The sequence below is a fragment of the Blattabacterium cuenoti genome (genome assembly GCF_014252115.1).
Classification (GTDB): domain Bacteria; phylum Bacteroidota; class Bacteroidia; order Flavobacteriales; family Blattabacteriaceae; genus Blattabacterium; species Blattabacterium cuenoti_AK.
The window spans coordinates 189354-212197 of sequence record NZ_CP059211.1; the positions used below are offsets into that span (position 1 = coordinate 189354).

Consider the following 22844-nt stretch of genomic DNA (forward strand, 5'->3'; position numbering starts at 1 on the left):
GATTTTACAATGTCAAAAATATTAGGAATTGATTATGGGAAAATTATGACTGGTTTATCTATAACAGATGAAAAAAAAATATTTTCGTTTGGATTAGATACTATTTTAACAAAAAATTTAATGAATTTTTTAGAAAATTTTTTATCTTATGAAAAAATAGAAACAATTGTTGTAGGATTACCAAAAAAATTGAATAATCAAAAAGAAATTTTAATAGAAACAGAAATTCAGAATTTTATTTCTATCTTTCATGTAAGGTATCCTACAATCATTATTGAAAGACTCGATGAACGTTTTACATCTAAAATAGCTTTTAATACCATGATTGAATTGGGTTTAAAAAAAAAAAAAGAAGAATAAAAAAAATTTTAAATCAGATTAGTGCTACTATAATTTTACAGTCTTATCTTACGAAAAAAGAAAAACAAGATTGATTCATGATATTACCTATAGTTCTTTATGGAAATCCTATTTTGAGAAAAAAATGCTTAGACATAGATTTTTCTTCTTATGAGAAAAAGAAGGAAATTAATCAATTAATTAAAGATATGTTTGAAACAATACATAAAGTAAAAGGAATAGGATTAGCAGCACCCCAAATTGGAAAAAATATTAGACTTTTTATAGTTGAAACTTCTTATTTAAAAGGAGAACACATCAAAAATTATAAAGAAGTTTTTATTAATGCTAGAATATTAAAAATTCATGGAAAAGAATATAAGTTTAATGAAGGATGTCTTAGTATTCCTGGAATTATGGGATATATCAAAAGAAAATCTAATGTCATAATTGAATATTATGATCAAAATTGGAGGAAAAAAAAAAAATTTTAACAGGAATATGTGCAAGAGTAATATTGCATGAATACGATCATATTGAAGGGAAACTTTTCATAGATTATTTTTCTTATAAAAAGAAAAAAATAATAGAAAGAAAATTGATGAATTTATTTTGAATAAATATCATCTAAAATTTTTTTAAATACATTAGGTTCATTCATAGATATATATGAAAGAATTTTTCTATTAATTTTAATTTTTTTTTCGGATAATTTATTCATAAATTCAGAATAGGATTTTCCATACTGACGTACTCCCGCATTAATACGCTGAATCCAAAGAGATCTGAAATCTCTTTTTTTTCTTTTTCTCCCATAAAAAGCATAAACAAAAGATTTTTCTACAGCGTTTTTAGCAACTGTATAAACTTTACTTCTGGAACCATAAAAACCTTTGGATAATTTCAGTATTTTCTTACGTTTTCGTCTAGAGGAAACCGAATTGGTAGATCTAGGCATAATTTTCTAAATTTGTGTTTTTATATTTTTTTGATCTGATTTTTTCAACAAAGTAAATCTAGAAAGATTACGTTTTTTCCTTTTAGATTTTTTAGTTAAAAGATGATTTTTAAATGCGTGTTTTCTTTTAATATACCCATTCCCTGTTTTTTTAAATCTTTTTTTTGATCCTGATTTTGTTTTTAATTTAGGCATAAAAATAATTCAAAATTTTTTTGGAGCTAATATCATATACATTCTCTTTCCTTCCATAACCGGCATTTGTTCTACTTTTCCATATTCCTCAATTTCTTCTGCAAATTTTAATAATTTTATTTTACCTTGGTCTTTATATACTATAGAACGGCCTTTAAAAAAAACAAATACTTTGACTTTATCTCCACGCATTAAAAATTTCTCTGCGCTTTTAATCTTTACTTTTCCATCATGATCTCCAATTTGTGGTCCAAATCTAATTTCCTTAGTATTGACTTTAATTTGTTTTGCTTTAAATTGTTTTTTTCTTTTTTTTTGTTCATATAAAAATTTTTTATAATCCAATATCTTACAAACCGGAGGATTTAATTTAGGATTAATTTCAACTAAGTCTAGTTCTCTTTCTTTAGAAAATTGTAGTGCTTTTTGTATAGAATAAATTCCATTCTCTATGGAAGAATCACCTACTAAACGAACTTTTTGTGTATTAGCAATCCTTTCGTTAATACGATGTTCTTCTTTTTTTTGTGGTAATGGCCTGTATATTCTATTTCTTCTATTACCTCTACCACTTCTTGAGTATTTCTTTTTTATAACAGTTTTAGTTTTTAAATTTATTTATTTCATTCAAAATAGATTCTAATCCATTGGATATAGAAAATTCTCCTATATGTCCTATACCATGACGTCGTATTGACATCATTTTATTTTTTTCCTCTTTTTTTCCCAAAATTATCATATAAGGAATTTTATTTTCTTCAGAATCTCTAATTTTTTTATTAATTTTCTCGTTTCTATTATCAATAAATACACGAATTTTATAATCTTGCATTAAATTTAAAATTTTTTTCGCATAAACTGCATATTTTTCACTTATAGGAAGTATAACAGCCTGATTAGGAACCAACCATAATGGAAGATTTCCCTCTGTATGTTCTATCATAATAGCAATAATACGTTCTAACGAACCAAATGGAGCTCTGTGTATCATTACTGGACGACATTTTTCATTATTTTTCCCCTTATAATATAAATCAAATCTTTCAGGCAAATTATAATCAACTTGAATTGTTCCAAGTTGCCAACTTCTCCCTAAAGAATCTTGAATGAGAAAATCTAATTTTGGTCCATAAAAAGCAGCATCTCCATAATTAATAGATGCTTCTATATTTTCTTCTTTCACTATTTGTAAAATAGATTTTTCAGCCTTTTCCCAATTTATTTCTGATCCTATATAATCATTCATTTTTTTAGGATTTCTAAGAGATATTCTAACTGTGTATGTCAAAAAACCTAGATATCGAAAAACATAAAAAACTAAATTAATTACTTTCTTAAATTCCTCTAACAATTGATCATGAGTACAAAAAATATGAGCATCATCTTGAGTAAAACATCTAACTCTAGTTAGACCATGAAGTTCTCCACTTTGTTCATAACGATACACAGTTCCAAACTCTGCAAAACGTTTAGGAAGATCACGATAAGACCATTCTTGAGAACGATAAATTTCACAATGATGAGGACAATTCATAGGTTTTAAAAGATACTCTTCGTCAAAAAGAGGAGTATGAATAGGTTTAAAATGATTTTTTCCGTATTTACTCCAATGACCACTTCTAACATATAATTTTTTGCATCCAATGTGTGGAGTTACGACCATTTCATATCCTGATTTTTTTTGAACATCAGTTAGAAATTCTTCTAAATTTTTCCTAAAAACTACTCCTCTAGGTAACCATAAAGGTAATCCTGTTCCTACTTGATCAGAAAAAATAAAAAATTTTAATTTTTTTCCTATCTTCCTATGATCTATTCTATTTTTTAAAAAAAGAGTTTTATCCATCATAACTTAAAATTAAGTTACAAGTTTTTTTATTTTTATGATGATAAAATTAAATATAATGTTGATGCTATTATACATCCAACTATAGGACCAAATATTGGAATTAAAGCGTAATCCCAATTACTTTCTCCTTTATCCGGAATAGGAATGATGGAATAAATAATTCTTGGACCTAGATCACGAGCAGGATTAAGAGAAGCTCCTGTAGATCCACCTAAGGATAAAACAATTCCTAATACTACTAAAGCGGAAGAAAGTGAACTTAAGGAACCTAAACCTATAGGATATTTTTTTTGTTCTAAAAAAATAGTTCCTTCTGTAGAAAGATATAAAGAAACGAATATAAAAATAAAAGTAGATAATACTTCACTTAAAAAGTTTGAGGATAAATTTTTTATAGAGGGGATAGTCACAAAAACAGATAATTTTTTTTTTTGTTCTTGAGTTTCATAAAAATGATCCTTGTATAAAAACCATACGAATAAAGATCCTAACATAGCTCCAATTAATTGGGAAAAAACATAAAAAGGAACTAGTTTCCAACTAAATTTTCCAATTATGGCAAAACTTATTGTTACACATGGATTTAAGTGTCCTCCACTATAAGGAGCAGATACAATCACCCCCATAAAAACAGCTAGAGCCCATCCTACAGTAATAGTTATCCATTCCCCATTTTTATTATTACTATGACCTTTAGTTTTTGATAAAATTATATTTGCCACTACACCATTTCCCAAAAATACTAAAATCATTGTTCCTATGATTTCTGCAGATATTTTTGTCATTTTATTTTTGTTTTTAACTGGACCAAGAACGAGTGGTTTTGATTGCTCTTTTCCAACCTTGAATTTTTTCCAATCTACTAGACATTTTTTTTGGTTCAAAAACCTGTTCTAATTGCCATTTGTCTTGAATATCTTCAAGACTACTCCAATAATCTACAGCTAATCCTGCTAAATAAGCAGCTCCAGCTGCTGTAAGCTCAGAAATTTTAGATTTAACAACTTTTACATCCAAGATATCAGATTGAAACTGCATTAATAATTTATTTACCGTAGCTCCTCCATCTACACGGAGTTCTTTTATAGAAACACCAGAATCTGCTTCCATAGCTTTTAATACATCCATATTTTGAAAAGCGATACTTTCTAATGCCGCTCTAACAAGATGAGCAGAAGAAGTTCCTCTTGTAATTCCTACGATGGTCCCTCTTGCTTTTTGATCCCAATAAGGAGCTCCCAAACCAGAAAAGGCTGGAACCATATATAAACCTTCTGTATTATCTACAGAAGAAGCGAGTGTTTCCGCTTCGTTAGAAGATAAAAGAAGACCTAGTCCATCTCTAAGCCATTGAACAACAGCACCTGCAATAAAAACACTCCCTTCCAAAGCATATTGAACTTGATTTTTTATTTTCCAAGCTACAGTAGTAATTAAATTATTTTGAGAAAAAACAGGATTATTTCCTACATTCATTAACATAAAACATCCCGTTCCATAGGTATTTTTTACCATACCAATTTTAGTACACATTTGACCAAAAAGAGCGGCTTGTTGATCTCCAGCAATACCAGATATAGGTATTTTATGTGATAAAATGTGTCCTGTTGTATAACCAAAAATTTCACTAGATGATTTTACTTCTGGAAGCATAGCAATTGGAATATTAAATAAATCTATTAATTCTTGATCCCAGCTAAGAGTATGAATATTAAATAACATCGTACGCGAAGCATTCGTTACATCTGTTACATGAATTTCTTTACCAGTCAAATTCCATATTAACCATGAATCTATTGTACCAAAAGCTAAAGATCCAGAACGAGCTTTTTTATCAGCTCCAGGAACATTCTCTAATATCCATTTAATTTTCGTAGCGGAAAAATAAGGGTCTATAATCAATCCTGTTTTTTTTCGAATCATTTCAGTTAATCCGTCTTTTCTAAGACGATCACAATATTTAAATGTACGTCTATCTTGCCATACTATAGCATTAAAAATAGGTTCTCCTGTTTTTTTATCCCATACAACAGTAGTTTCCCTTTGATTAGTTATTCCTATTGATACAATATTTTCTCCTTCTAAATTAGCCTTTAAAATTGCTTCTAAAGCAACTGAAGCTTGCGTAGACCATATTTCTTCTGCATTGTGTTCTACCCATCCAGGATGAGGGTAAATTTGAGTAAATTCTCTTTGAGCTACAGAAATAATATTACCGATTTTGTCAAAAATAATAGCTCTAGAACTAGTAGTTCCCTGATCTAATGATAGTACATATTTTTTCATAAACTTCATAAACAATATAATAACTTTGTATACTATCAAGTTGATGGATAATAGTATTGCATAGCTAACTTTTTGAAAGCTAATATTTGCGATTTTTCCCATTTTTCATCTTTAGAAAGTTCTTTAGCCATTAATGTTGCTATTCTAGGTGCTATACCTATTGCTTTCTTAGCATCTAAAAATAAGATACGGAACCTTCTTGCTAAAATATCTTCGATTGTTCTTGCCATTTCATGACGGACCATCCAAACTACTTCTGCTTCAGTATAAGAAAAAGAATTTTTTGAAATTAAAGATACTCCCAATAATGGATTTTGATCAATTAGTTTTTTTATATGATATTCATCTTCTCCATATTTATTCCAGTAATGATTTTGACTTTTATATGAAGAATAGGACCCATAAATTTTAAGGTTTTTTGTTATAGAGGGCTTTTTATTTAATTTTCCTATTTCAATAGCTTTATTTACAGTATCTTCAGCCATTTTTCTATATGTGGTCCATTTTCCCCCTATAATAGTGATTAGTCCAGAAGAACTAACCATAAGTTTATGAGATCTAGAAATATCTTTGGTTTTAGTATTATTATAAAAAGAATTATTAGGGACAAAAAGAGGACGTAATCCTGAAAATGCACTTAATATATCACTTCTTTTTATATGAAATACAAAATATTTGTTAAAAGTTTGTAATATAAAATCAATTTCTTCCTCTAAAGGTTTTGGTTCAAGAATACTTTTTTCTAATAAAGTATCTGTAGTTCCTACTAAAACATGATCGTACCATGGAACACAGAATAAAACTCTTCCATCTGGAGTTTTTGGAATAACCATAGCATTTAAACTACTAAAAAAAGATTTACTTAACACAACATGTGTTCCTTGACTTGGTCTTATGAAAGTAGGACAGGAAGATTCATCCATTTTTGAAATAGAATCAGAAAAAACTCCAGTAGCATTTATAACTATTTTTGAATAAATAGAATATTTTTTTTGAGTTTCTATATCATAGGCAACAACTCCAGAAATTTTATTTCCAATTTTTTTTATCAGATTTTTGACTTGAAAATAGTTTAATAATATTCCACCTTTTTGAACACAAGTTTGAGCCAAATTTATAGCTAATCGTGCATCATCAAACTGGCCATCATAATATAAAATCCCTCCTTTTAAACCTTCACTTTTCATTTCTGGAAAATTATCAACTATTTCAGTTTTGGATAAAAATATTGATTTTCCAAAACTTAAAGATCCAGATAGCCATTCATATAATTTTAGACCAGTCCAATACATAATCCCCATTTTCCAACTGAAAATTGGAATTATAAATTTTTGTTTTTTTACTAAATGAGGTGCATTTTTTAATAAAAAACCCCTTTCTCGTAAAGCTTCATAAACTAATCTGATATTTCCTTGAGCTAAATATCGTATTCCTCCATGAACTAATTTTGTACTCCGACTAGAAGTAGCTTTGGAAAAATCAGATTGTTCTAATAAAAGAGTTTTATATCCTCTAGAAGAAGAATCCAAAGCAATCCCTAACCCTGTAGCTCCCCCTCCAATAATGATAACATCCCAAATATTTACATTCTCTAAAATGTTTAAAAACCTATCTCTATTTAAAAAACCTTTCATCACCTTTCACTCATATCAAATTCCAAATGGAATATTCATCCTATTGGGATTTTTAAAATTTTAAATGAACAAAATTAAAAATATTTTCAATAAAAGAAAATTTTAATTAAAATTGTGCATTATTTTATTTATTAAATATTTGATATATAAAATCTTTGATAATTTTATTTCCTGAATGAGCAGAAATACTTTTCATAATTTTATTCATATCATGAAATTGTTTTATAAAAATCTCTATATAATTCAACGTGATCCCAGATCCTTTAGAAATCCTTTTTTTTCTTCTTATATCAGAAAAAACCTTGGGATTATTCCTTTCATAAGGAGTCATAGAATGAATAATTGCTTTTATTTTTTTAATAGAATCTTTTTGATTCCCATCAAAAGAAAAATACTTATTTATTCCAGGAATCATTGAAATAATATTTTTTATATCTCCTATTTTTTTTATTTGTTGAATTTGTTCTAATAGATCATTAAAATTAAAACGATTTTTTGAAATTTTTTGATAAATTTTTTTAGTTTTTTCCTCATCAAATTGTTCTTGTACTTTTTCAACTAAAGAAACTATATCACCCATACCTAAAATTCTATTAGCTATTCTATCTGGATGAAAAACTTCTAAATCTCCTATTTTTTCTCCATTACTAATAAATTTTATAGGTTTTTTCACTATACTAGATATAGTTATGGCAACACCTCCTCTAGTATCTCCATCTAATTTTGTTATTACAATTCCATCAATATTCAATGTTTTTAAGAAACATTGAGCCGTGTTTATAGCGTCTTGTCCAGTCATTGCATCAACAACAAATAAAGTTTCGTTTGGTTGAGAATATTTATTTATTTTTTTGATCTCTTCCATCATAATTTCATCTATAGCTAATCTACCAGCTGTATCAATAATAATTACATTATTCTTTTTTTTATAGGCATAAAGAATAGATTGGTTAACGATCTCTATAACATCTCTACTTCTTTCCAAAGAAAAAACAGGAATATTTACTCTTTCCGAAATTAATTTCAGTTGATCTATGGCTGCAGGACGATGAATATCTGCAGCCACTAACAAAGGGGTCTTATTTTTCTTTCTTAAAAAAAAAGCAAGTTTAGAGGAAAAAGAAGTTTTTCCACTACCTTGCAATCCACAAATTAAGATAATAGAAGGATTTTTAGAAAGATTCATTTCTACATTTTTTTTACCCATGATAAAAACTAATTCATCATATACAATTTTTGTAATTAATTGTTTTGGATTTAAAGAAGTCAAAACTTTTTGACCAACAGATTTTTCTTTAACTCTTTGAATAAAACTTTTAACTATTTTATAATTAACATCTGCATCAATAAGTGCTTGTCCGATTTTTTTTAGAGAATGTGCTATGTTAATTTCTGTAATAGTGTTATGCCCCTTCAAGATATGAAGAGCATTAGATAATTTATTTTGTAAGTGTTCAAACATAAGTTATGTGTACATTTTTTTTTACATATTTTTTACATACGATCAAGCATTTGAATTCCCAATAAACTCATACCAGATTTTAAAATATTTCCTGTTATATGAATAATGTTCATATAAATATTACTATAAATTATGTTTGAAGGATCTATTAATTTTTTATTTTGATAAAGATGATTAAAAGTTTTAGAAACTTCATAAACATAATTCGCTATTAAAGAAGGATTCAAATGTATCGATGATTTTTTTAGTATTAATGGATATTTTTGAAGAATTTTTATCATGTTTTTTTCATATAGATCAAATTTTATATCTGACCAATAATAATTAAGTAAAGAACATAATTTGAAAAAATTTCGTTCCAAAGAACGAATTCTAGAATAAGTATATTGAATATATGTTCCTGTTTTTCCTTTAAAATCTATAGATTTTTCTGGGTAAAAAACTATTTTTTTTCTTGGATCTATTTTCAAAAAGTAATATTTCAAAGCTCCTATTCCTATTATTTTAGCAGATTCTTCTTGTTCTTCTTTTTTTATTACAACTTTTTTCAAAAAATTATTTTTTGAAATAGAATACATTTTTAAAATTAGACTGTCAGCGTCTACAACATTTCCCTCCCTAGATTTCATTCTCCCACTTGGTAAATATACCATTTCATAAGATAAATGAAATAATTTATTTACCCATATATATCCTAAACGATTCAACACGTTAAAAAGAACTTGGAAATGATAATCTTGTTCTTTTCCCACTATATAAATAATTCGATCTAAATTATGTTTTTTAAAACGTTCTATAGCTGTTCCAATATCTTGAGTAATATATACGGAAGTTTGATCAGATCTTAATAGAAGTTTTTGATCAAATCCTTCTTTAATTAAATCAATCCAAACGGATCTATCTTTTTTTTGAAAAAAAACTCCTTTTTTAAGACCTTCTTTTACAATTTTTTTTCCAATTTCATAAATATTACTTTCATATTCTACTTTATCAAAAGTAATTCCTAATTTATTATAAGTCTCTTCAAAACCATTATAAACCCATTGATTCATTTTCTTCCAAATATTTCGAATTGAAGGATCTCCTAATTCCCATTTTTTCAATAATTCTCTAGCTTGATTCATAATTGAATTAATAGGTTTATAATTTTTATTAGACAATTCTTGATCTTTAATTTCCTGACGATAAATTTTCTCGAATAAATTATAATATTTTCCTACAAAATGATCTCCTTTTATGTTAACTTTTCTAGGAGTTTCTCCTTTTCCAAATTTTTTCCAAGCTATCATAGATTTACATATATGTATTCCTCTATCATTAATGATTTGAGTTCTGATTATTTCATGACCAACCATTTCCAATATTTGAGCTATAGATGCTCCAATAAGACTATTTCTAATATGCCCTAAATGAAGAGGTTTATTCGTATTAGGGGACGAATATTCTATCATGATTTTTTGGGAAGGATATTTTAAATCATAAAAATTTGTGTTTAACATTTTTTTAAGAAGATAAATATAATAATCATCTTCAAAAATAAAATTTAAAAAACCTTTAATAATAGAAAATTTAATCAACCCTTTTAATTGATTTTTAACATAATTTCCTATTTTATACCCTATTTTTTCTACAGATTGGTTTAATTCTTTAGATAAAGGAAACAGAATCAAAGTGATATCTCCCGAATATTTTTTTTTTGTATATTGAAAATCCAATTCAGGACAAGACTTTTTATTATACAAAATTAAAATAGATTCTTTAACAGTTTCTTCTATAGATTGAAAATGCTCATTCATAGACATAATAAATAAATGATATTTTTTTTATAAATATCTTTTTAATTGAACTCTCCATCCGAAAGGATCTTCCGATATATTATGTTGTATATCTAATAATCTTTTCTTTAAATAAAGAGATATTCTTTTTTTCTCTGAAAAATCTGGTAAAAAAAAATCATTTTCTTTATAACTAATAGTTGTAAAATAATTTACAACGGCTGCGGTACCACAACCAAAAACTTCTTTTAATTCTCCAGTTTTTAACCATTCTATGACTTCTGAAACCCTAATATCTCGTTCTTCTACAAAGAGACCTTCTTTTTTAGCTAAAGATAAAATACTTTTGCAGGTAATTCCATTTAATATATTATCATTAGTTTTTGGAGTTATGAGTTTATTTTTTAGATAAAAAAAAACATTCATAGTTCCGGATTCTTCTATTATTGTATGAGTAGAAGAATCAGTCCATAATATTTGATCAAATCCTTTTTCATTAGCTAATCTAGTAGGATAAAAAGAAGAAGCATAATTACCTGCAGCCTTAGTAAATCCAACCCCTCCTGGGGAAGAACGACTATATTTTTCTTCTATTTTGATTTTCAATGGATGTTTATAATAAACATCTGCAGGAGTAGATATAATAATAAACATGTAATCTTTAGAGGGTTTAGCTGATAAAACTCCATTTGTTGCAATAAAAAAAGGACGAATATATAAAGATTGTCCATAATTTTTCGGTATCCAATTTCTGTCTATGTCTATTAATTGTTTTAATCCATTCATAAAAATATTTTCTGGTATAATTGGCATTTCTAAACGAACAGCAGACTTATTTAGTCTCCTAAAATTTTCTTCTGGACGAAATAAAAAAACTTCTTCATTTTTATCTTTATAAGCTTTCATCCCTTCGAAAACAGCTTGTCCATAATGAAAAACAAGAGATGTAGGAGAAAACATGATATCCCCAAAAGGCTTAATAATAGAATTTTTCCATTTTTCATTCTTGAATTCAGAACAAAACATATGGTCCGAATACTGGTTACCAAAAGCAATATCATTAAAATCCATTTCCTTAATCCTAGATTGTAAGGTTTTTTCTATTTTCATAAAATTTAAAAACATTGGTAGAACGAACAAATATAATAATTGTTTATTATTACAGTTAATAACCGTCATGCATTATTTTTAATACTTTTTCTACAACATTTTCAACAGAAGGTTTTGAAAAATAATCTCCATCAGATCCATAAGGAGGACGATGCTCTTTAGCAGTTATCGTGACAGGTGGACAGTCTAAATAATAATATCCATTTTGTTCTTCTAATATTTTTTGTAGAATATAAGCGGAAGCTCCACCAGGAACATCTTCATCTATAATTAATAATCTATTAGTTTTTTGTAAACTTTTAACTATATCTTTTTGTAAATCAAAGGGTAATAAAGATTGAATATCAATTATTTCAGAATCTATATTCATTTTAGATAATTCTTTTGCTGCTTCGTTGACAATTCTCCATGTGGAACCGTAAGTAACCATAGTGATATCTTTTCCTTTTCTTGTTATTTCTACTATTCCAACAGGCGTTCTGAACAAGCCTAAATTAACTGGCAATTTTTCTTTTATTCTGTATCCATTGAGACATTCAATAACTAAAGCAGGATCATCTCCAGATAATAAAGTATTATAAAATCCAGCAGCTTTTACCATATTTCTTGGAACAAGAACTAAAATTCCTCTCAAATAATTGATAATTCCTCCCATTGGAGAACCAGAATGCCATATCCCTTCTAAGCGGTGTCCTCTAGTTCTAATAATAACAGGAGCTTTTTGTCCACCTTTTGTTCTATATTGCAAACAAGCTAAGTCATCGCTCATGATTTGTAAAGCATATAAAATATAATCTACGTATTGAATTTCAACAATAGGACGAAGACCTCGCATTGCAAGTCCAATTCCTTGACCTATAATAGTAGATTCACGTACTCCTGTGTCAAAAACACGAATTTCACCATATTTTTTTTGTAAACCTTCTAATCCTTGATTCACATCTCCTATTTTTCCAACATCTTCTCCAAAGATTAAAAGATCGGGATGTAATTCCAACAGTTTATCAAAATTTTCTCTTAGTATAATTCTACCATCTACTTCATAAGTATTTTTGTTATACAAAGGAAAAACTTCTGTTATTTTCATAGAAGATTTTTCAGAAAAACTATATAAATGTGAAGAGTAATTTTTTTGTTCTTCATTATATTTTTTTTGAATCCATTCAATCAAAGAATCTTTTGGATAAAATCTATATTTAACTTCTGATAAAAGATATTCGATTTTTCTAGCAATAGAAAAGATTAATTTTTTTGTAGGATAATTTTTAGTTTTATTATGCAATTCTTGAATATATTTTTGAATCCATTTTTTTTCTTTACAATTACTATTTTGTATTTTATGTAAAATATTTACAACTTCATTTTTAATTTTGTTAATAGGTTTTTTAAATGCTTCCCAAGCTTTTTCTTTTTCATTTTTAACATATTCTTTAGCTTCTATATCTATTTTATTTAAAACATCAATATTGGTTATTCTTTTACAAGAATCTTTTTGATTAATTTTAAACCTAAAATTCAAAATCCAATCTCTAAATTTTTTAATACCGTCATTATTTATTTCCCATTCCAAACGTTTTTTTGATTTATATCTTTCATGTGAAGAAGAAGTAGAATGTCCCTGAGGTTGAGTTAAATTTGTAACATGTATAATTACGGGAATATGTTCATAACGAGCAATTTTATCTGCTTTAATATATATTTTTGTTAGATCTATATAATTGGAACCATTTACACTAACAATTTCTACTCCTTTTTCTCTTTTATTTCTGTGAAAACCAGACAAAAGATCACTAATATTTTTTTTTGAAAATTGGTATTTATTCGGAACAGATATTCCATATTCATCATCCCAAATAGAAAGGATAATCGGAATCTGTAATACTGAAGCTGCATTTAATGTTTCCCAAAACAATCCTTCGGAAATACTAGCATTACCAATAGTTCCAAATGCAACTTCATTTCCATCACGAGAAAATATTTTATGTGTTTTCTTTAAGTTTTTTAGTTCTTTATAAATTTTAGAAGCTTGAGCTAAACCTAATAATCTAGGCATTTGAGCCGCACTAGAAGAAACATCTGCACTAGAATTTTTTTGTTTAATAAGATTTTTCCAATTTCCATTTTCATTCAAAAAACGAGTTCCAAAATGAGAAGTCATCATTCTTCCAGAAGAAATAGGTTCTTCTTTTAAATCTGAATGCGCATATAATTGCGAAAAAAAATTTTTTACAGTTAAAACTCCAATAGCCATCATAAAAGTTTGATCCCGATAGTATCCAGATCTATAGTCTCCATTTTTAAAAACTTTAGACATAGCTAATTGAGGAATTTCTTTTCCGTCTCCGAATATACCAAATTTGGCTCTTCCATTTAAAACCTCTTTACGAGCTAACATACTAGTTTCACGACTGATTCGTGCTAATCTATAATCATTCAAAACCATTTTTTGAAATGAATCGAAATCGAAATAAATTTTCTCCTTGTCAATATATTTTTTATTTTTATTGTTCATCTCATGAAAATATATAAATTTTCATTATATGGATTTCTTTATTTAATTTTAAAAATAGAAAAAAAATAGAAAATATGCTATGATTGATTATATGTTTGAGAATGGAAAAATTACACTCTCTATTATAAAACCAGATGCTGTACAAAAAGGATATGCTGCACCTATTTTATCTAAAATAGTTTACGAAGGATTTCATATAATAGCATTAAAAATGATGGAACTTTCTCAAAAGTCAGCTAAAAAATTTTATATAGAACATAATCAAAAATTATTTTTCAAATCTTTAGTAAGATTTATGTCTTCTGGGCCAATTGTATCCGTCATGTTAGAAAAAGAAAATGCCGTAAAAGATTTTAGAATTTTAATGGGAGATACAAATCCAATATATGCGAAAAAAGGAACTATACGAAACTTATATGCTAGCTCTTTAGAAAAAAACGCAATTCATGGGTCTGATAGTAATAAAAATGCTTTTAAAGAAAGTTTTTTTTATTTTTCTAATATGGAAATTTTTTTAAAAAAAATTTGTAATTAAAATTTTTCTTCTATGAAAAAAAATTTTTTAATAACTATTTTTTCCATTTTTATTTTTATATTTTCAATTATATTATGGATATCTAATATATATAATAACTTAGTAAAACTTAACGAAAATATTAAAACACAATGGGGGCAAGTAGAGAATGTTTACCAACGTAGAGCTGACTTAATTCCAAATTTGGTAAATACAGTAAAAGGATCTGCTAGTTTTGAAAAAAATACATTAAATCAAATCATAGAAGCCAGAGCGAAAGCTTCTTCTGTTTCTATAAATAAAGATGATTTGAGTCAAAATCAAATAAATAAATTTCAAAAAGCGCAAGATAATTTAAATAACTCCGTCAGTAGATTACTATTGATTGTGGAAAATTACCCTGACCTTAAATCTACACAAAATTTTTATGAATTACAGAATCAACTAGAAGGAACAGAAAATCGTATTAACGTAGAAAGAAATCGTTACAATGAAAAAGTAAACACTTTCAATACTTATAGAAACCAATTTCCAAAAATTATAATTGCAAACTTTTTTTCTCAATTTCAAGAGAAAGGATATTTTCAATCTCAAAAAGAATCAAATAAATCTCCAATTGTAAATTTCTCTAACTAAATAAAGTAATTAGAGTTTTAATACATATTATATAATACATCTTTCTCCACTATAAATTAAGAGAAAATATGAGATTGAAAAAAATAGAAATTCAAAAAATCATGAAAAAAATTATTCAATCTATTTCAATTATTTTAATTTATTTTGGTTCAAATTTTGCCCAAGGACAATTTGATATCCCGGTACCTCCAAAAAAAATATATCCTATACAGGATTATGCAGGTGTTTTATCCATAAAAGAAATAGAAAAATTAAATCAAAAACTTATTTTATATTCTAAAATTACATCAACAGAAATTTTAGTTCCTATTATAAAAGATCTTCATGGAGAAGATCCAAATTTGTTAGCTTCTAAATGGGGAGAGAAATGGAAAATTGGAAAATCTTATAAAGATAATGGTATAATTATATTATTATCCATTCATGATAGAAAAATATCTATCCAAAATGGATACGGAATAGAACCTTATATGACTGATTTTTTAACTATGAAGACTATAAAAAAAATCAGACCTATATTAAAAAATAATCTTTATTATAAAGCTATAGATTATGGGACTCAAGAGATATTTAAAATTTTAAAAAATAAATATCAAAACAAACAGAAGAATGAAAAAAATAAAAATTCTTTTATATGGAATTTGTTAACAAACATTAGTATTTTCTCGATTATGTTTTTTTTCTTTTATTTTATTTTTTTGAAAAAAAGAACATATAATTCACTGATAAATACATTATTTTTAACACATTTTTTATTCAAAAATAAAAATTATCATGATGATAATGATGATAATTTTGATGGATTTGGAGGTGGAGGGAATTTTGGAGGAGGTGGTGGTAGCAGTAGTTGGTGATTTATTTTTTTTTTATATTTTTTAAATATTCTAAATATTCTTTGAATCGGTTAATTTTATTTAATATATCATTTTCTTTTTTTCTTTCTTTCATAAGCAAAATCTCAGGTACAGAACTCACATATTTACTATTATATAAATTTTTTCTAATCATAGATAATAAATTATAAAAATATTGGATTTTTTTTTCAATTTTAACTATGTGTTTTGAATAACATATTTTATCATCTAAAGATAAAAAAAATAAATCTTTATCTATAAAAAAAGAAAAAAACGGTATATTTTCAGGTTTTTTTGAAACAGGAATTATTTTACTCAAACTTGCTAATTTTAATATAATAGAATCATATTTTTTTTCTTCCTTTTCTCTTTTTCTTATAGAAAATAAAACAAGACTTTTTTTATAAGAGATATGATTTTGATTCCTAATATTACGTATCTGAGATATTATTTCTCTAGCTTTTGAAAAAGCTTCTAAAATATCATAATCATAAAATTTCTTTTCAGGCCAAGAAGAAACAATTAGAGCTTCTTTTCGATCTCTTTTCCTAAGAAAAGACCAAATTTCTTCTGAAATAAAAGGCATATATGGATGTAATAATTTTAATATATTTTCAAGATATTTAACAGTATTTAAATACACTATTTCTGGTATGTATTTATTAGAAACAGGTTTAATAATCTCAAGGTAATAAGAAGAGAAATCATACCATACAAGTTTATATAAAATCATTAATGATTTGTCTAATTTATATTCCATAAAGTTTTTTTCAAATATATTCAAAACATAATAAAAACGATTTTTAAACCATTTAATAGCAAGTAAAGAAGAATCAGGAATTTCTTGGTTTTTTATTATTTTCCAACTTTTTATGAGACGAAAAACATTCCATATTTTATTAGAAAAATTTCTTCCTTGTGAACATATCTTTTCTTCAAAATGAAAATCTTTTCCTGCACTACTATTAAGCATAAGGCCCATACGAATAGCATCTGCTCCATATTTGTTCATTAGATCTATAGGATCTGGAGAATTATTTAATGATTTTGATATTTTATTATTTTTATGATCTCTAACAATTCCAGTAAAATAAACCCTTTTAAAGGGTTTATAATTTTTAAATAAGAAACCAGATATGATCATACGTGCAACCCAAAAAAATAAAATATCTGAACCTGTAACTATTTCCTCCGTAGGATAATAATAACAAATTTCGTGATTATCAGGATGATAAATACCATTAAAGACAGATAAAGGTAATAACCAAGAAGAAAACCAAGTATCAAGAACATCTGTCTCTTGCCACATTTCATGACGATTTAAATATGGATTTTTACTTTTAAATTTTGCTTTTTCCAATGCCTTTTCTAAATTTTCTGCAACTACAAAATCATTAAGTTTTTTACCGTAAAAGAAAACAGGAATACGATGACCCCACCATAATTGCCTAGATATATTCCAATCACGGATTTGATTCATCCATTTAAAATAAGTTTTACGAAATTTTTTGGGATAAAATTGAATATCTCCATTTTTTACAGCTTCTATAGCAGGAATAGATATTTTCTTCATTTTTAAAAACCACTGAAGAGATAATCTTTGTTCAACAACTGATAAAGTTCGTTCCGAAAAACCTACTTTATGATTAAAGTTTTCTATATTTTTTACAACTTTCAAATTGTTGAGTTCTTCTATAATTTTTTTTCTTACTTTAAAGCGATCCATTCCTTGATAATGAAGTCCTCTTTCATTTAAAGTTCCATTTTTATTAAAAATATTAATGACATCTAATCTATGTTTATCCGCTATATTTTTATCATATATATCATGAGCCGGAGTGATTTTTAAACATCCAGTTCCAAAATTAGGATCTACATACGAATCCTGTATAATTGGAATGTATCTATTTATTATTGGAATTTCAGCATATTTTCCTTTTAAATGATGAAAACGTGAATCGTCTGGATGAAAACAAATTGCTGTATCACCAAATATGGTTTCAGGACGAGTTGTAGCTATAGTTATATAATCCTCTTCTCCTTTTATTTTATATTTTAAATAATAAAGTTTTCCAATATGTTCTTTATAAGAAACTTCTTCATCAGAAAGAGTAGTTTGAGCTTCTGTATCCCAATTAACAACATGATAATCCCTATATATGTATCCTTTATCGTATAAATCGATAAAAACTTTTGTGACAGATTGAGATAATTTTGAATTCATTGTAAACTGGGTTCGATTCCAATCACATGAACATCCAAGTTTTCTAATTTGATCAAAAATAATATTTTTATGTTTTTTAGACCATTCTATAACATGATATAAAAATTTTTCTCTTCCTAAAAAAAATTTAGATAATCCTCTTTTTTTTAAATTGTGAACAACTTTAGCTTCCGTAGCAATAGACGCATGATCCACTCCTGGAACCCAACAAGTATTATATCCTTTCATTCTGGCATATCTGATTAAAACATCCTGTATCGTATTATTAAGCATATGTCCTATATGAAGTGTTCCAGTTATATTAGGTGGAGGCATAATTATAGTATAAGGAATCCTATCATCTGGATATGATGAAAAATAATTTCCTTTTATCCAATAATGATATCTTTTTTTTTCAACAGATTTGGGATTATATTTAATTGGAATATCCATAAATTAAAAATATAAAAAAAATTGAAATAACAATGAAATTAATACTAATTTCTGCCGTTTCTAAAAACGGATTTATAGGTAAAAACAACAAATTAATGTGGCATTTACCTAATGATTTAAAACGTTTTAAAAATTTAACTATAGGAGAAACAATTTTAATGGGTAGAAAAACTTTTGAATCTATCGGAAAAATACTTCCGAAAAGAAAAAATATTATACTAACAAAAAATAGTAATTTACATGTTTTAAAAAAAAATGAAAAGAATATTAAAATCATTTCCTCTATCAAACAAATAGAAAATCTAACGTACAAAAAAATATTTGTTATAGGAGGAGAAAAAACATATATTTCTACAATTGAAAAAGCAGATATTATAGAAATGACATTGATTCATGAAAAATTTTATGGAGATGCTCTATTTCCAAAAATAGATCCGAACAAATGGAAAAAAATATATGAATTTTTTTATGAAAAAGATGAAAATCATTCTGTGAATTACAGTTTTATTAAATTCGTAAAAAATAAATAGAATAAAAAAAAATAACTTATTCTCTTCTATCTAATTCTTTTTTTATTCGTGCCGCAAGTTCATAACATTCATTAACCACTGCATGATCTAATAAAGCATTTAAATCTTTTTCTGTCATATTTTCTAAATCTTTTTGACTTTTTTCTTTATAAAAAATAAATTCACTGTTTTTATTATTATCCATACCTGTTTCATAAGTATCATTTTCTTTAGGAAATCCATTTTCAAAATAAATTCCGGCTTTATCAAAAATTTCTTTTGTTGTATAAATAGGAGCTTGAAATCGTACTGCTAAAGCAACAGCGTCTGATGTTTTTGAATCTATTTTATGTTCTTTTTTCATTTTTTTTCCTTGTTCTTCTATTATATGATCTCCTTCTAATAAAATATAGGAAAAAAATATTCCATTTACTAATTTATATATAACTACCGCTTTTAATTTAATATGAAATTCTTTTGCAAAAGAAAGAAATAAATCATGAGTAAAAGATCTGGATAGATCTCTTTTACCTAAAGCAGAAGCAATAGATTGAGCTTGTAAACTTTCTATGATAATCGGAAGTTTAATTTTTCCAGATTCTTCTTCAAGTAATAAAACATATATTCCTGATTGTATTTGACTTAAGGATATTCCCCTTATAGCTAATCTAATAAATTGATCCATAGTAATAGAAATTGTAAATAAATCTCACTACTCTTTATCAAAGATACTGAATTTATAAAGATTTTTTTTCCATTTTATTTATTGTTTTATATTTTACTTATAAAAAAAACTTAGTTAGATAATATAATGAAATTCTTAGTTATATGTAATAATTTTTTTTATATATTTAAATAAATAATATTAAACCTTTTTATCATGAATACTTCTTTTTTAAAATTTTTAATCCCGACAGTTTTCCTATCGTTAGGATTTCTTGTCTCTTGTAATGATGATTTAACTTCTAATAGTGATGATTATGATGATGAAGAAAATTCTGAGGAGTTTTTCAACTTAGATGAAGTGGATCGTATAGATCCAGGAGATTTATCTACAAAAATAAAAGATATAGGAATTAAAATAGAACAACTAAAAAAAGAAAGTAATAAACATTATGATGAATATTATGAATTGATAAGAATTCAAAAAGAAATTTTAAATGAAGTTAAAAATAGAAGAAGGATAATGAGATCTAAAACTTCAGGATCAGAAGAAAGAAAACAAGCTAAAAAAGATCTTGATGATCAAAAGAATTTTGGGAAAGAACAATTAGAATTTCTTAAAAAGAAAAGTAATTTTCTGCATAATTTAGAAAAATCAATATCAGGAGCAATAGGTCAAAAGTTAGAATTACAAAGAAAACAAGATGATTTTTTTAAAAGAATTTTTGCTAAATATATACACAAAAAGAAAAAGAGACAAAGACGTGTTTATTTCGAAAGCTATTAATAATAACATTTGTTAATTAATTAAATTAATGAACGGAAAAGAAAGAATTTTTCTTTCTTTTCCGTTGTTTTTTTTATCTCTTTTGAGATTGATATTGAATTATATGATATTACATAATGGATTTTATGAAAGACAAAAGTTTTCGTGAAGTTATAGCAGAAGCTATGAGTGAAGAAATGAGAAGAGATGAAACTGTTTATCTTATGGGCGAAGAAGTTGCTCAATATAACGGAGCTTATAAAGCTTCTAAAGGTATGTTAGAAGAATTTGGACCAAAAAGAGTTATTGATACACCTATATCAGAATTAGGATTTTCTGGAATTGGAGTAGGATCCGCCATGAATGGATGTAGACCTATTATTGAATTCATGACTTTTAATTTTTCTTTGGTTGCCATGGATCAAATTATTAATAATGCAGCAAAAATACGTTATATGAGTGGAGGACAATGGAATATTCCCATCGTTTTTAGAGGACCTACTGGTTCCGCTGGACAATTAGGGGCAACACATTCCCAATCTTTTGAAAGTTGGTATGCCAGTTGTCCTGGATTAAAAGTAATAATTCCATGTAATCCTTATGACGCAAAAGGACTTTTAAAATCTGCTATTAGAGATAACAATCCAGTGATTTTTATGGAATCTGAACAAATGTATAGCGATAGAATGATGATTCCAAATAAAGAATATACCATTCCTATTGGAAAAGCTTCTATAAAAAAAAAGGGGAATGATGTCAGTTTAGTATCTTTTGGAAAGTTTATGAAAACAGCATTAAACATAGCATATAAATTGGAAAAAGAAAACAATATTAGTGTAGAAGTCATAGATATTCGTACTATACGTCCATTAGATTATGAATCTATTTTATTTTCTGTTCAAAAAACTAATCGTTTAGTAATTTTGGAAGAATCATGGCCCTTTTCATCTGTAGCTTCTGAAATTTCATATTTTATACAAGAAAAAGCTTTTGATTATCTCGATGCTCCTATTAACAGAATAACTTTATTAGATACACCTGCTCCTTATGCATCTAATTTAGTAAAAATTTGGTTTCCTAATGAAGAAAAAATAATTAACGCCATAAAAAAAACTCTTTATTTATAATGTATAAATTTTTTATCAATAAATAGCTTTAACAATATTGTATATGTTCTCTGGTTTATCCATTGTATAATAATGAATGACTTCTACTCCAGAATTTTTTAATTCTTTAGATTGATGAATAGCCCATTCAATTCCAATGTGGAAAACATTTTTTTTATTTTTCGCTTTTTCTACTTCTTTTACTAATTCATTAGGAATATTTAAATAAAAACGAGATGGAAGAATATTTAACTGTTTTTTAGAAGAAATAGGTTTTATTCCAGGTATAATAGGGACAGAAATACCCACTGATCTACATTTCTTTACAAAAGAAAAAAATTTTTTATTATCAAAAAACATTTGAGTCACAATATAATCAGCTCCTGCTTCTACTTTCTTTTTCAAAAAAAATAAATCACTTTCAATATTTGGAGCTTCTAAATGTTTTTCTGGATATCCTGCTACTCCAATACAAAAATCAAATAATGGAGTATCTTTTTTTTCAACAAAAGTTTGATCAAGATATTTTCCTAAGTTTAAGTTTGTAACTTGTTGTACAAGCTCTACTGCATATTTATGTCCATCCTTTTTCGGAATAAAACTTTTTTCATATTTAATAGGGTCTCCTCTAAGAACTAAAACATTATCTATCCCCAAAAAATTCAAGTCTATTAAAGCATTTTCCGTCATTTGTTTATTAAATCCACCACAAATTAAATGAGGAACCGCATCGACTCCATATTTATTCATAATAGCCGCACAAATACCAACTGTTCCTGGACGTCTTGAAATTTTTTTTCTTTGTAAAAATCCATTATCTTTTTCTACATAAAAAAATTCTTCTCGATGATAAGTCACATCAATAAAAGGAGGACAAAATTCCATTAATGGATCTAATGTAGAAAAAATATCTTTAATATCGTGTCCTCTTAAAGGAGGTAATATTTCAAAAGAAAACAAACTTTTTTTTGTTTTAAATAGATGCTCAGTCACTTTCATAATAACATAAAAACATTTTAC

Annotated in this window: 21 protein-coding genes and 1 pseudogene; 8 read left to right on the forward strand and 14 right to left on the reverse strand. The window is 26.3% G+C overall.

The genetic code is table 11. The features are described 5' to 3' along the window. The first annotated feature begins 9 nt into the window (after window positions 1-9). Complete coding sequence (locus H0H44_RS00870) at window positions 10-360, forward strand: RuvX/YqgF family protein (protein WP_317168628.1); 351 nt, start codon at window positions 10-12, stop codon at window positions 358-360. Window positions 361-437: 77 nt separating this feature from the next. Then, window positions 438-955 (forward strand): annotated as a pseudogene (gene def / locus H0H44_RS00875) (peptide deformylase). Here def and rplT read toward each other — a convergent pair. The 11 genes from rplT to H0H44_RS00930 form a co-directional block, all read right to left on the reverse strand. Then, complete coding sequence (rplT, locus tag H0H44_RS00880) at window positions 947-1297, reverse strand: 50S ribosomal protein L20 (RefSeq protein WP_185871794.1); 351 nt, start codon at window positions 1295-1297, stop codon at window positions 947-949. The pseudogene def and the gene rplT overlap by 9 nt on opposite strands. A 6-nt stretch (window positions 1298-1303) precedes the next feature. Next, window positions 1304-1492 carry a 50S ribosomal protein L35 gene (rpmI, locus tag H0H44_RS00885; RefSeq protein WP_185871795.1) on the reverse strand — a complete coding sequence of 63 codons (189 nt, stop codon included), beginning with the start codon at window positions 1490-1492 and terminating at the stop codon, window positions 1304-1306. Window positions 1493-1501: 9 nt separating this feature from the next. After that, the gene (infC, locus tag H0H44_RS00890; protein WP_238786151.1) at window positions 1502-2038 is read right to left on the reverse strand and encodes a translation initiation factor IF-3; all 537 of its coding nucleotides are present in this window, start codon (window positions 2036-2038) and stop codon (window positions 1502-1504) included. Between the two features lie 55 nt (window positions 2039-2093). Next, entirely contained in the window at window positions 2094-3341 is a 1248-nt protein-coding gene (gene thrS, locus H0H44_RS00895; protein WP_238786145.1) for a threonine--tRNA ligase, read from the reverse strand. 32 nt (window positions 3342-3373) lie between these two features. Next, entirely contained in the window at window positions 3374-4126 is a 753-nt protein-coding gene (locus tag H0H44_RS00900) for an MIP/aquaporin family protein (protein WP_185871796.1), read from the reverse strand. 13 nt (window positions 4127-4139) lie between these two features. Then, window positions 4140-5627: a glycerol kinase GlpK gene (gene glpK, locus H0H44_RS00905; RefSeq protein WP_185871797.1), complete on the reverse strand. Its 1488-nt coding sequence runs from the start codon at window positions 5625-5627 to the stop codon at window positions 4140-4142. Between the two features lie 35 nt (window positions 5628-5662). Beyond that, complete coding sequence (locus H0H44_RS00910; RefSeq protein WP_185871798.1) at window positions 5663-7261, reverse strand: glycerol-3-phosphate dehydrogenase/oxidase; 1599 nt, start codon at window positions 7259-7261, stop codon at window positions 5663-5665. A 124-nt stretch (window positions 7262-7385) separates the two neighbouring features. Further along, a complete protein-coding gene (gene ffh / locus H0H44_RS00915; RefSeq protein WP_185871799.1) occupies window positions 7386-8723 on the reverse strand; it encodes a signal recognition particle protein in 1338 nt (445 codons plus the stop codon). 32 nt (window positions 8724-8755) lie between these two features. Then, window positions 8756-10519 carry an arginine--tRNA ligase gene (argS, locus tag H0H44_RS00920; protein ID WP_185871932.1) on the reverse strand — a complete coding sequence of 588 codons (1764 nt, stop codon included), beginning with the start codon at window positions 10517-10519 and terminating at the stop codon, window positions 8756-8758. A gap of 27 nt (window positions 10520-10546) precedes the next feature. Then, window positions 10547-11608, reverse strand: a complete 1062-nt coding sequence (locus tag H0H44_RS00925) for a branched-chain amino acid aminotransferase (RefSeq protein ID WP_185871800.1) — start codon at window positions 11606-11608, stop codon at window positions 10547-10549. 55 nt (window positions 11609-11663) lie between these two features. Continuing rightward, entirely contained in the window at window positions 11664-14120 is a 2457-nt protein-coding gene (locus H0H44_RS00930) for an alpha-ketoacid dehydrogenase subunit alpha/beta (protein WP_185871801.1), read from the reverse strand. A 79-nt stretch (window positions 14121-14199) separates the two neighbouring features. Here H0H44_RS00930 and ndk point away from each other — a divergent pair, with 79 nt between their 5' ends. The 3 genes from ndk (at window position 14200) to H0H44_RS00945 (ending at window position 16124) form a co-directional block, all read left to right on the forward strand. Then, the gene (gene ndk / locus H0H44_RS00935; protein WP_185871802.1) at window positions 14200-14655 is read left to right on the forward strand and encodes a nucleoside-diphosphate kinase; all 456 of its coding nucleotides are present in this window, start codon (window positions 14200-14202) and stop codon (window positions 14653-14655) included. 12 nt (window positions 14656-14667) lie between these two features. Beyond that, window positions 14668-15270 (forward strand): LemA family protein, encoded by a 603-nt coding sequence (locus tag H0H44_RS00940; protein ID WP_185871803.1) that lies wholly within the window; start codon window positions 14668-14670, stop codon window positions 15268-15270. 68 nt (window positions 15271-15338) lie between these two features. Continuing rightward, window positions 15339-16124 (forward strand): TPM domain-containing protein, encoded by a 786-nt coding sequence (locus H0H44_RS00945; RefSeq protein ID WP_238786146.1) that lies wholly within the window; start codon window positions 15339-15341, stop codon window positions 16122-16124. A gap of 1 nt (window position 16125) precedes the next feature. Here H0H44_RS00945 and H0H44_RS00950 read toward each other — a convergent pair whose 3' ends face one another. Then, window positions 16126-18780 (reverse strand): valine--tRNA ligase, encoded by a 2655-nt coding sequence (locus tag H0H44_RS00950; RefSeq protein ID WP_185871804.1) that lies wholly within the window; start codon window positions 18778-18780, stop codon window positions 16126-16128. A gap of 32 nt (window positions 18781-18812) precedes the next feature. On the opposite strand from H0H44_RS00950, the gene H0H44_RS00955 reads away from it, so the two are divergent. Continuing rightward, entirely contained in the window at window positions 18813-19310 is a 498-nt protein-coding gene (locus tag H0H44_RS00955; protein WP_185871806.1) for a dihydrofolate reductase, read from the forward strand. 16 nt (window positions 19311-19326) lie between these two features. Here H0H44_RS00955 and H0H44_RS00960 read toward each other — a convergent pair whose 3' ends face one another. Continuing rightward, window positions 19327-19974 carry a bifunctional nuclease family protein gene (locus H0H44_RS00960; RefSeq protein ID WP_185871807.1) on the reverse strand — a complete coding sequence of 216 codons (648 nt, stop codon included), beginning with the start codon at window positions 19972-19974 and terminating at the stop codon, window positions 19327-19329. Between the two features lie 195 nt (window positions 19975-20169). Between H0H44_RS00960 and H0H44_RS00965 the strand changes: the two genes are divergently transcribed. Next, the gene (locus H0H44_RS00965) at window positions 20170-20739 is read left to right on the forward strand and encodes a hypothetical protein (RefSeq protein ID WP_185871809.1); all 570 of its coding nucleotides are present in this window, start codon (window positions 20170-20172) and stop codon (window positions 20737-20739) included. Window positions 20740-20864: 125 nt separating this feature from the next. After that, complete coding sequence (locus tag H0H44_RS00970; protein WP_185871810.1) at window positions 20865-21845, forward strand: pyruvate dehydrogenase complex E1 component subunit beta; 981 nt, start codon at window positions 20865-20867, stop codon at window positions 21843-21845. Window positions 21846-21860: 15 nt separating this feature from the next. On the opposite strand, the gene metF is transcribed toward H0H44_RS00970, so the two are convergent. After that, on the reverse strand, window positions 21861-22823 hold the full coding sequence (gene metF, locus H0H44_RS00975) for a methylenetetrahydrofolate reductase [NAD(P)H] (RefSeq protein ID WP_185871811.1): 963 nt from the start codon (window positions 22821-22823) through the stop codon (window positions 21861-21863). Window positions 22824-22844: the final 21 nt, after the last annotated feature.

Excerpts from the sequence above, each read along its gene's own strand:
- ffh (WP_185871799.1), bottom strand. The coding sequence starts at position 8,723 with ATGTTTGAACACTTACAAAATAAATTATCTAATGCTCTTCATATCTTG.
- H0H44_RS00910 (WP_185871798.1), bottom strand. The coding sequence starts at position 7,261 with ATGAAAGGTTTTTTAAATAGAGATAGGTTTTTAAACATTTTAGAGAAT.
- rpmI (WP_185871795.1), bottom strand. The coding sequence starts at position 1,492 with ATGCCTAAATTAAAAACAAAATCAGGATCAAAAAAAAGATTTAAAAAA.
- H0H44_RS00950 (WP_185871804.1), bottom strand. The coding sequence starts at position 18,780 with ATGGATATTCCAATTAAATATAATCCCAAATCTGTTGAAAAAAAAAGA.
- H0H44_RS00965 (WP_185871809.1), top strand. The coding sequence starts at position 20,170 with ATGAATACTTCTTTTTTAAAATTTTTAATCCCGACAGTTTTCCTATCG.
- rplT (WP_185871794.1), bottom strand. The coding sequence starts at position 1,297 with ATGCCTAGATCTACCAATTCGGTTTCCTCTAGACGAAAACGTAAGAAA.
- H0H44_RS00945 (WP_238786146.1), top strand. The coding sequence starts at position 15,339 with ATGAGATTGAAAAAAATAGAAATTCAAAAAATCATGAAAAAAATTATT.
- H0H44_RS00870 (WP_317168628.1), top strand. The coding sequence starts at position 10 with ATGTCAAAAATATTAGGAATTGATTATGGGAAAATTATGACTGGTTTA.
- argS (WP_185871932.1), bottom strand. The coding sequence starts at position 10,519 with ATGAATGAGCATTTTCAATCTATAGAAGAAACTGTTAAAGAATCTATT.
- H0H44_RS00955 (WP_185871806.1), top strand. The coding sequence starts at position 18,813 with ATGAAATTAATACTAATTTCTGCCGTTTCTAAAAACGGATTTATAGGT.
- H0H44_RS00925 (WP_185871800.1), bottom strand. The coding sequence starts at position 11,608 with ATGAAAATAGAAAAAACCTTACAATCTAGGATTAAGGAAATGGATTTT.
- H0H44_RS00970 (WP_185871810.1), top strand. The coding sequence starts at position 20,865 with ATGAAAGACAAAAGTTTTCGTGAAGTTATAGCAGAAGCTATGAGTGAA.
- H0H44_RS00930 (WP_185871801.1), bottom strand. The coding sequence starts at position 14,120 with ATGAACAATAAAAATAAAAAATATATTGACAAGGAGAAAATTTATTTC.
- glpK (WP_185871797.1), bottom strand. The coding sequence starts at position 5,627 with ATGAAAAAATATGTACTATCATTAGATCAGGGAACTACTAGTTCTAGA.
- metF (WP_185871811.1), bottom strand. The coding sequence starts at position 22,823 with ATGAAAGTGACTGAGCATCTATTTAAAACAAAAAAAAGTTTGTTTTCT.
- ndk (WP_185871802.1), top strand. The coding sequence starts at position 14,200 with ATGATTGATTATATGTTTGAGAATGGAAAAATTACACTCTCTATTATA.
- H0H44_RS00960 (WP_185871807.1), bottom strand. The coding sequence starts at position 19,974 with ATGGATCAATTTATTAGATTAGCTATAAGGGGAATATCCTTAAGTCAA.
- H0H44_RS00900 (WP_185871796.1), bottom strand. The coding sequence starts at position 4,126 with ATGACAAAAATATCTGCAGAAATCATAGGAACAATGATTTTAGTATTT.
- thrS (WP_238786145.1), bottom strand. The coding sequence starts at position 3,341 with ATGATGGATAAAACTCTTTTTTTAAAAAATAGAATAGATCATAGGAAG.
- H0H44_RS00940 (WP_185871803.1), top strand. The coding sequence starts at position 14,668 with ATGAAAAAAAATTTTTTAATAACTATTTTTTCCATTTTTATTTTTATA.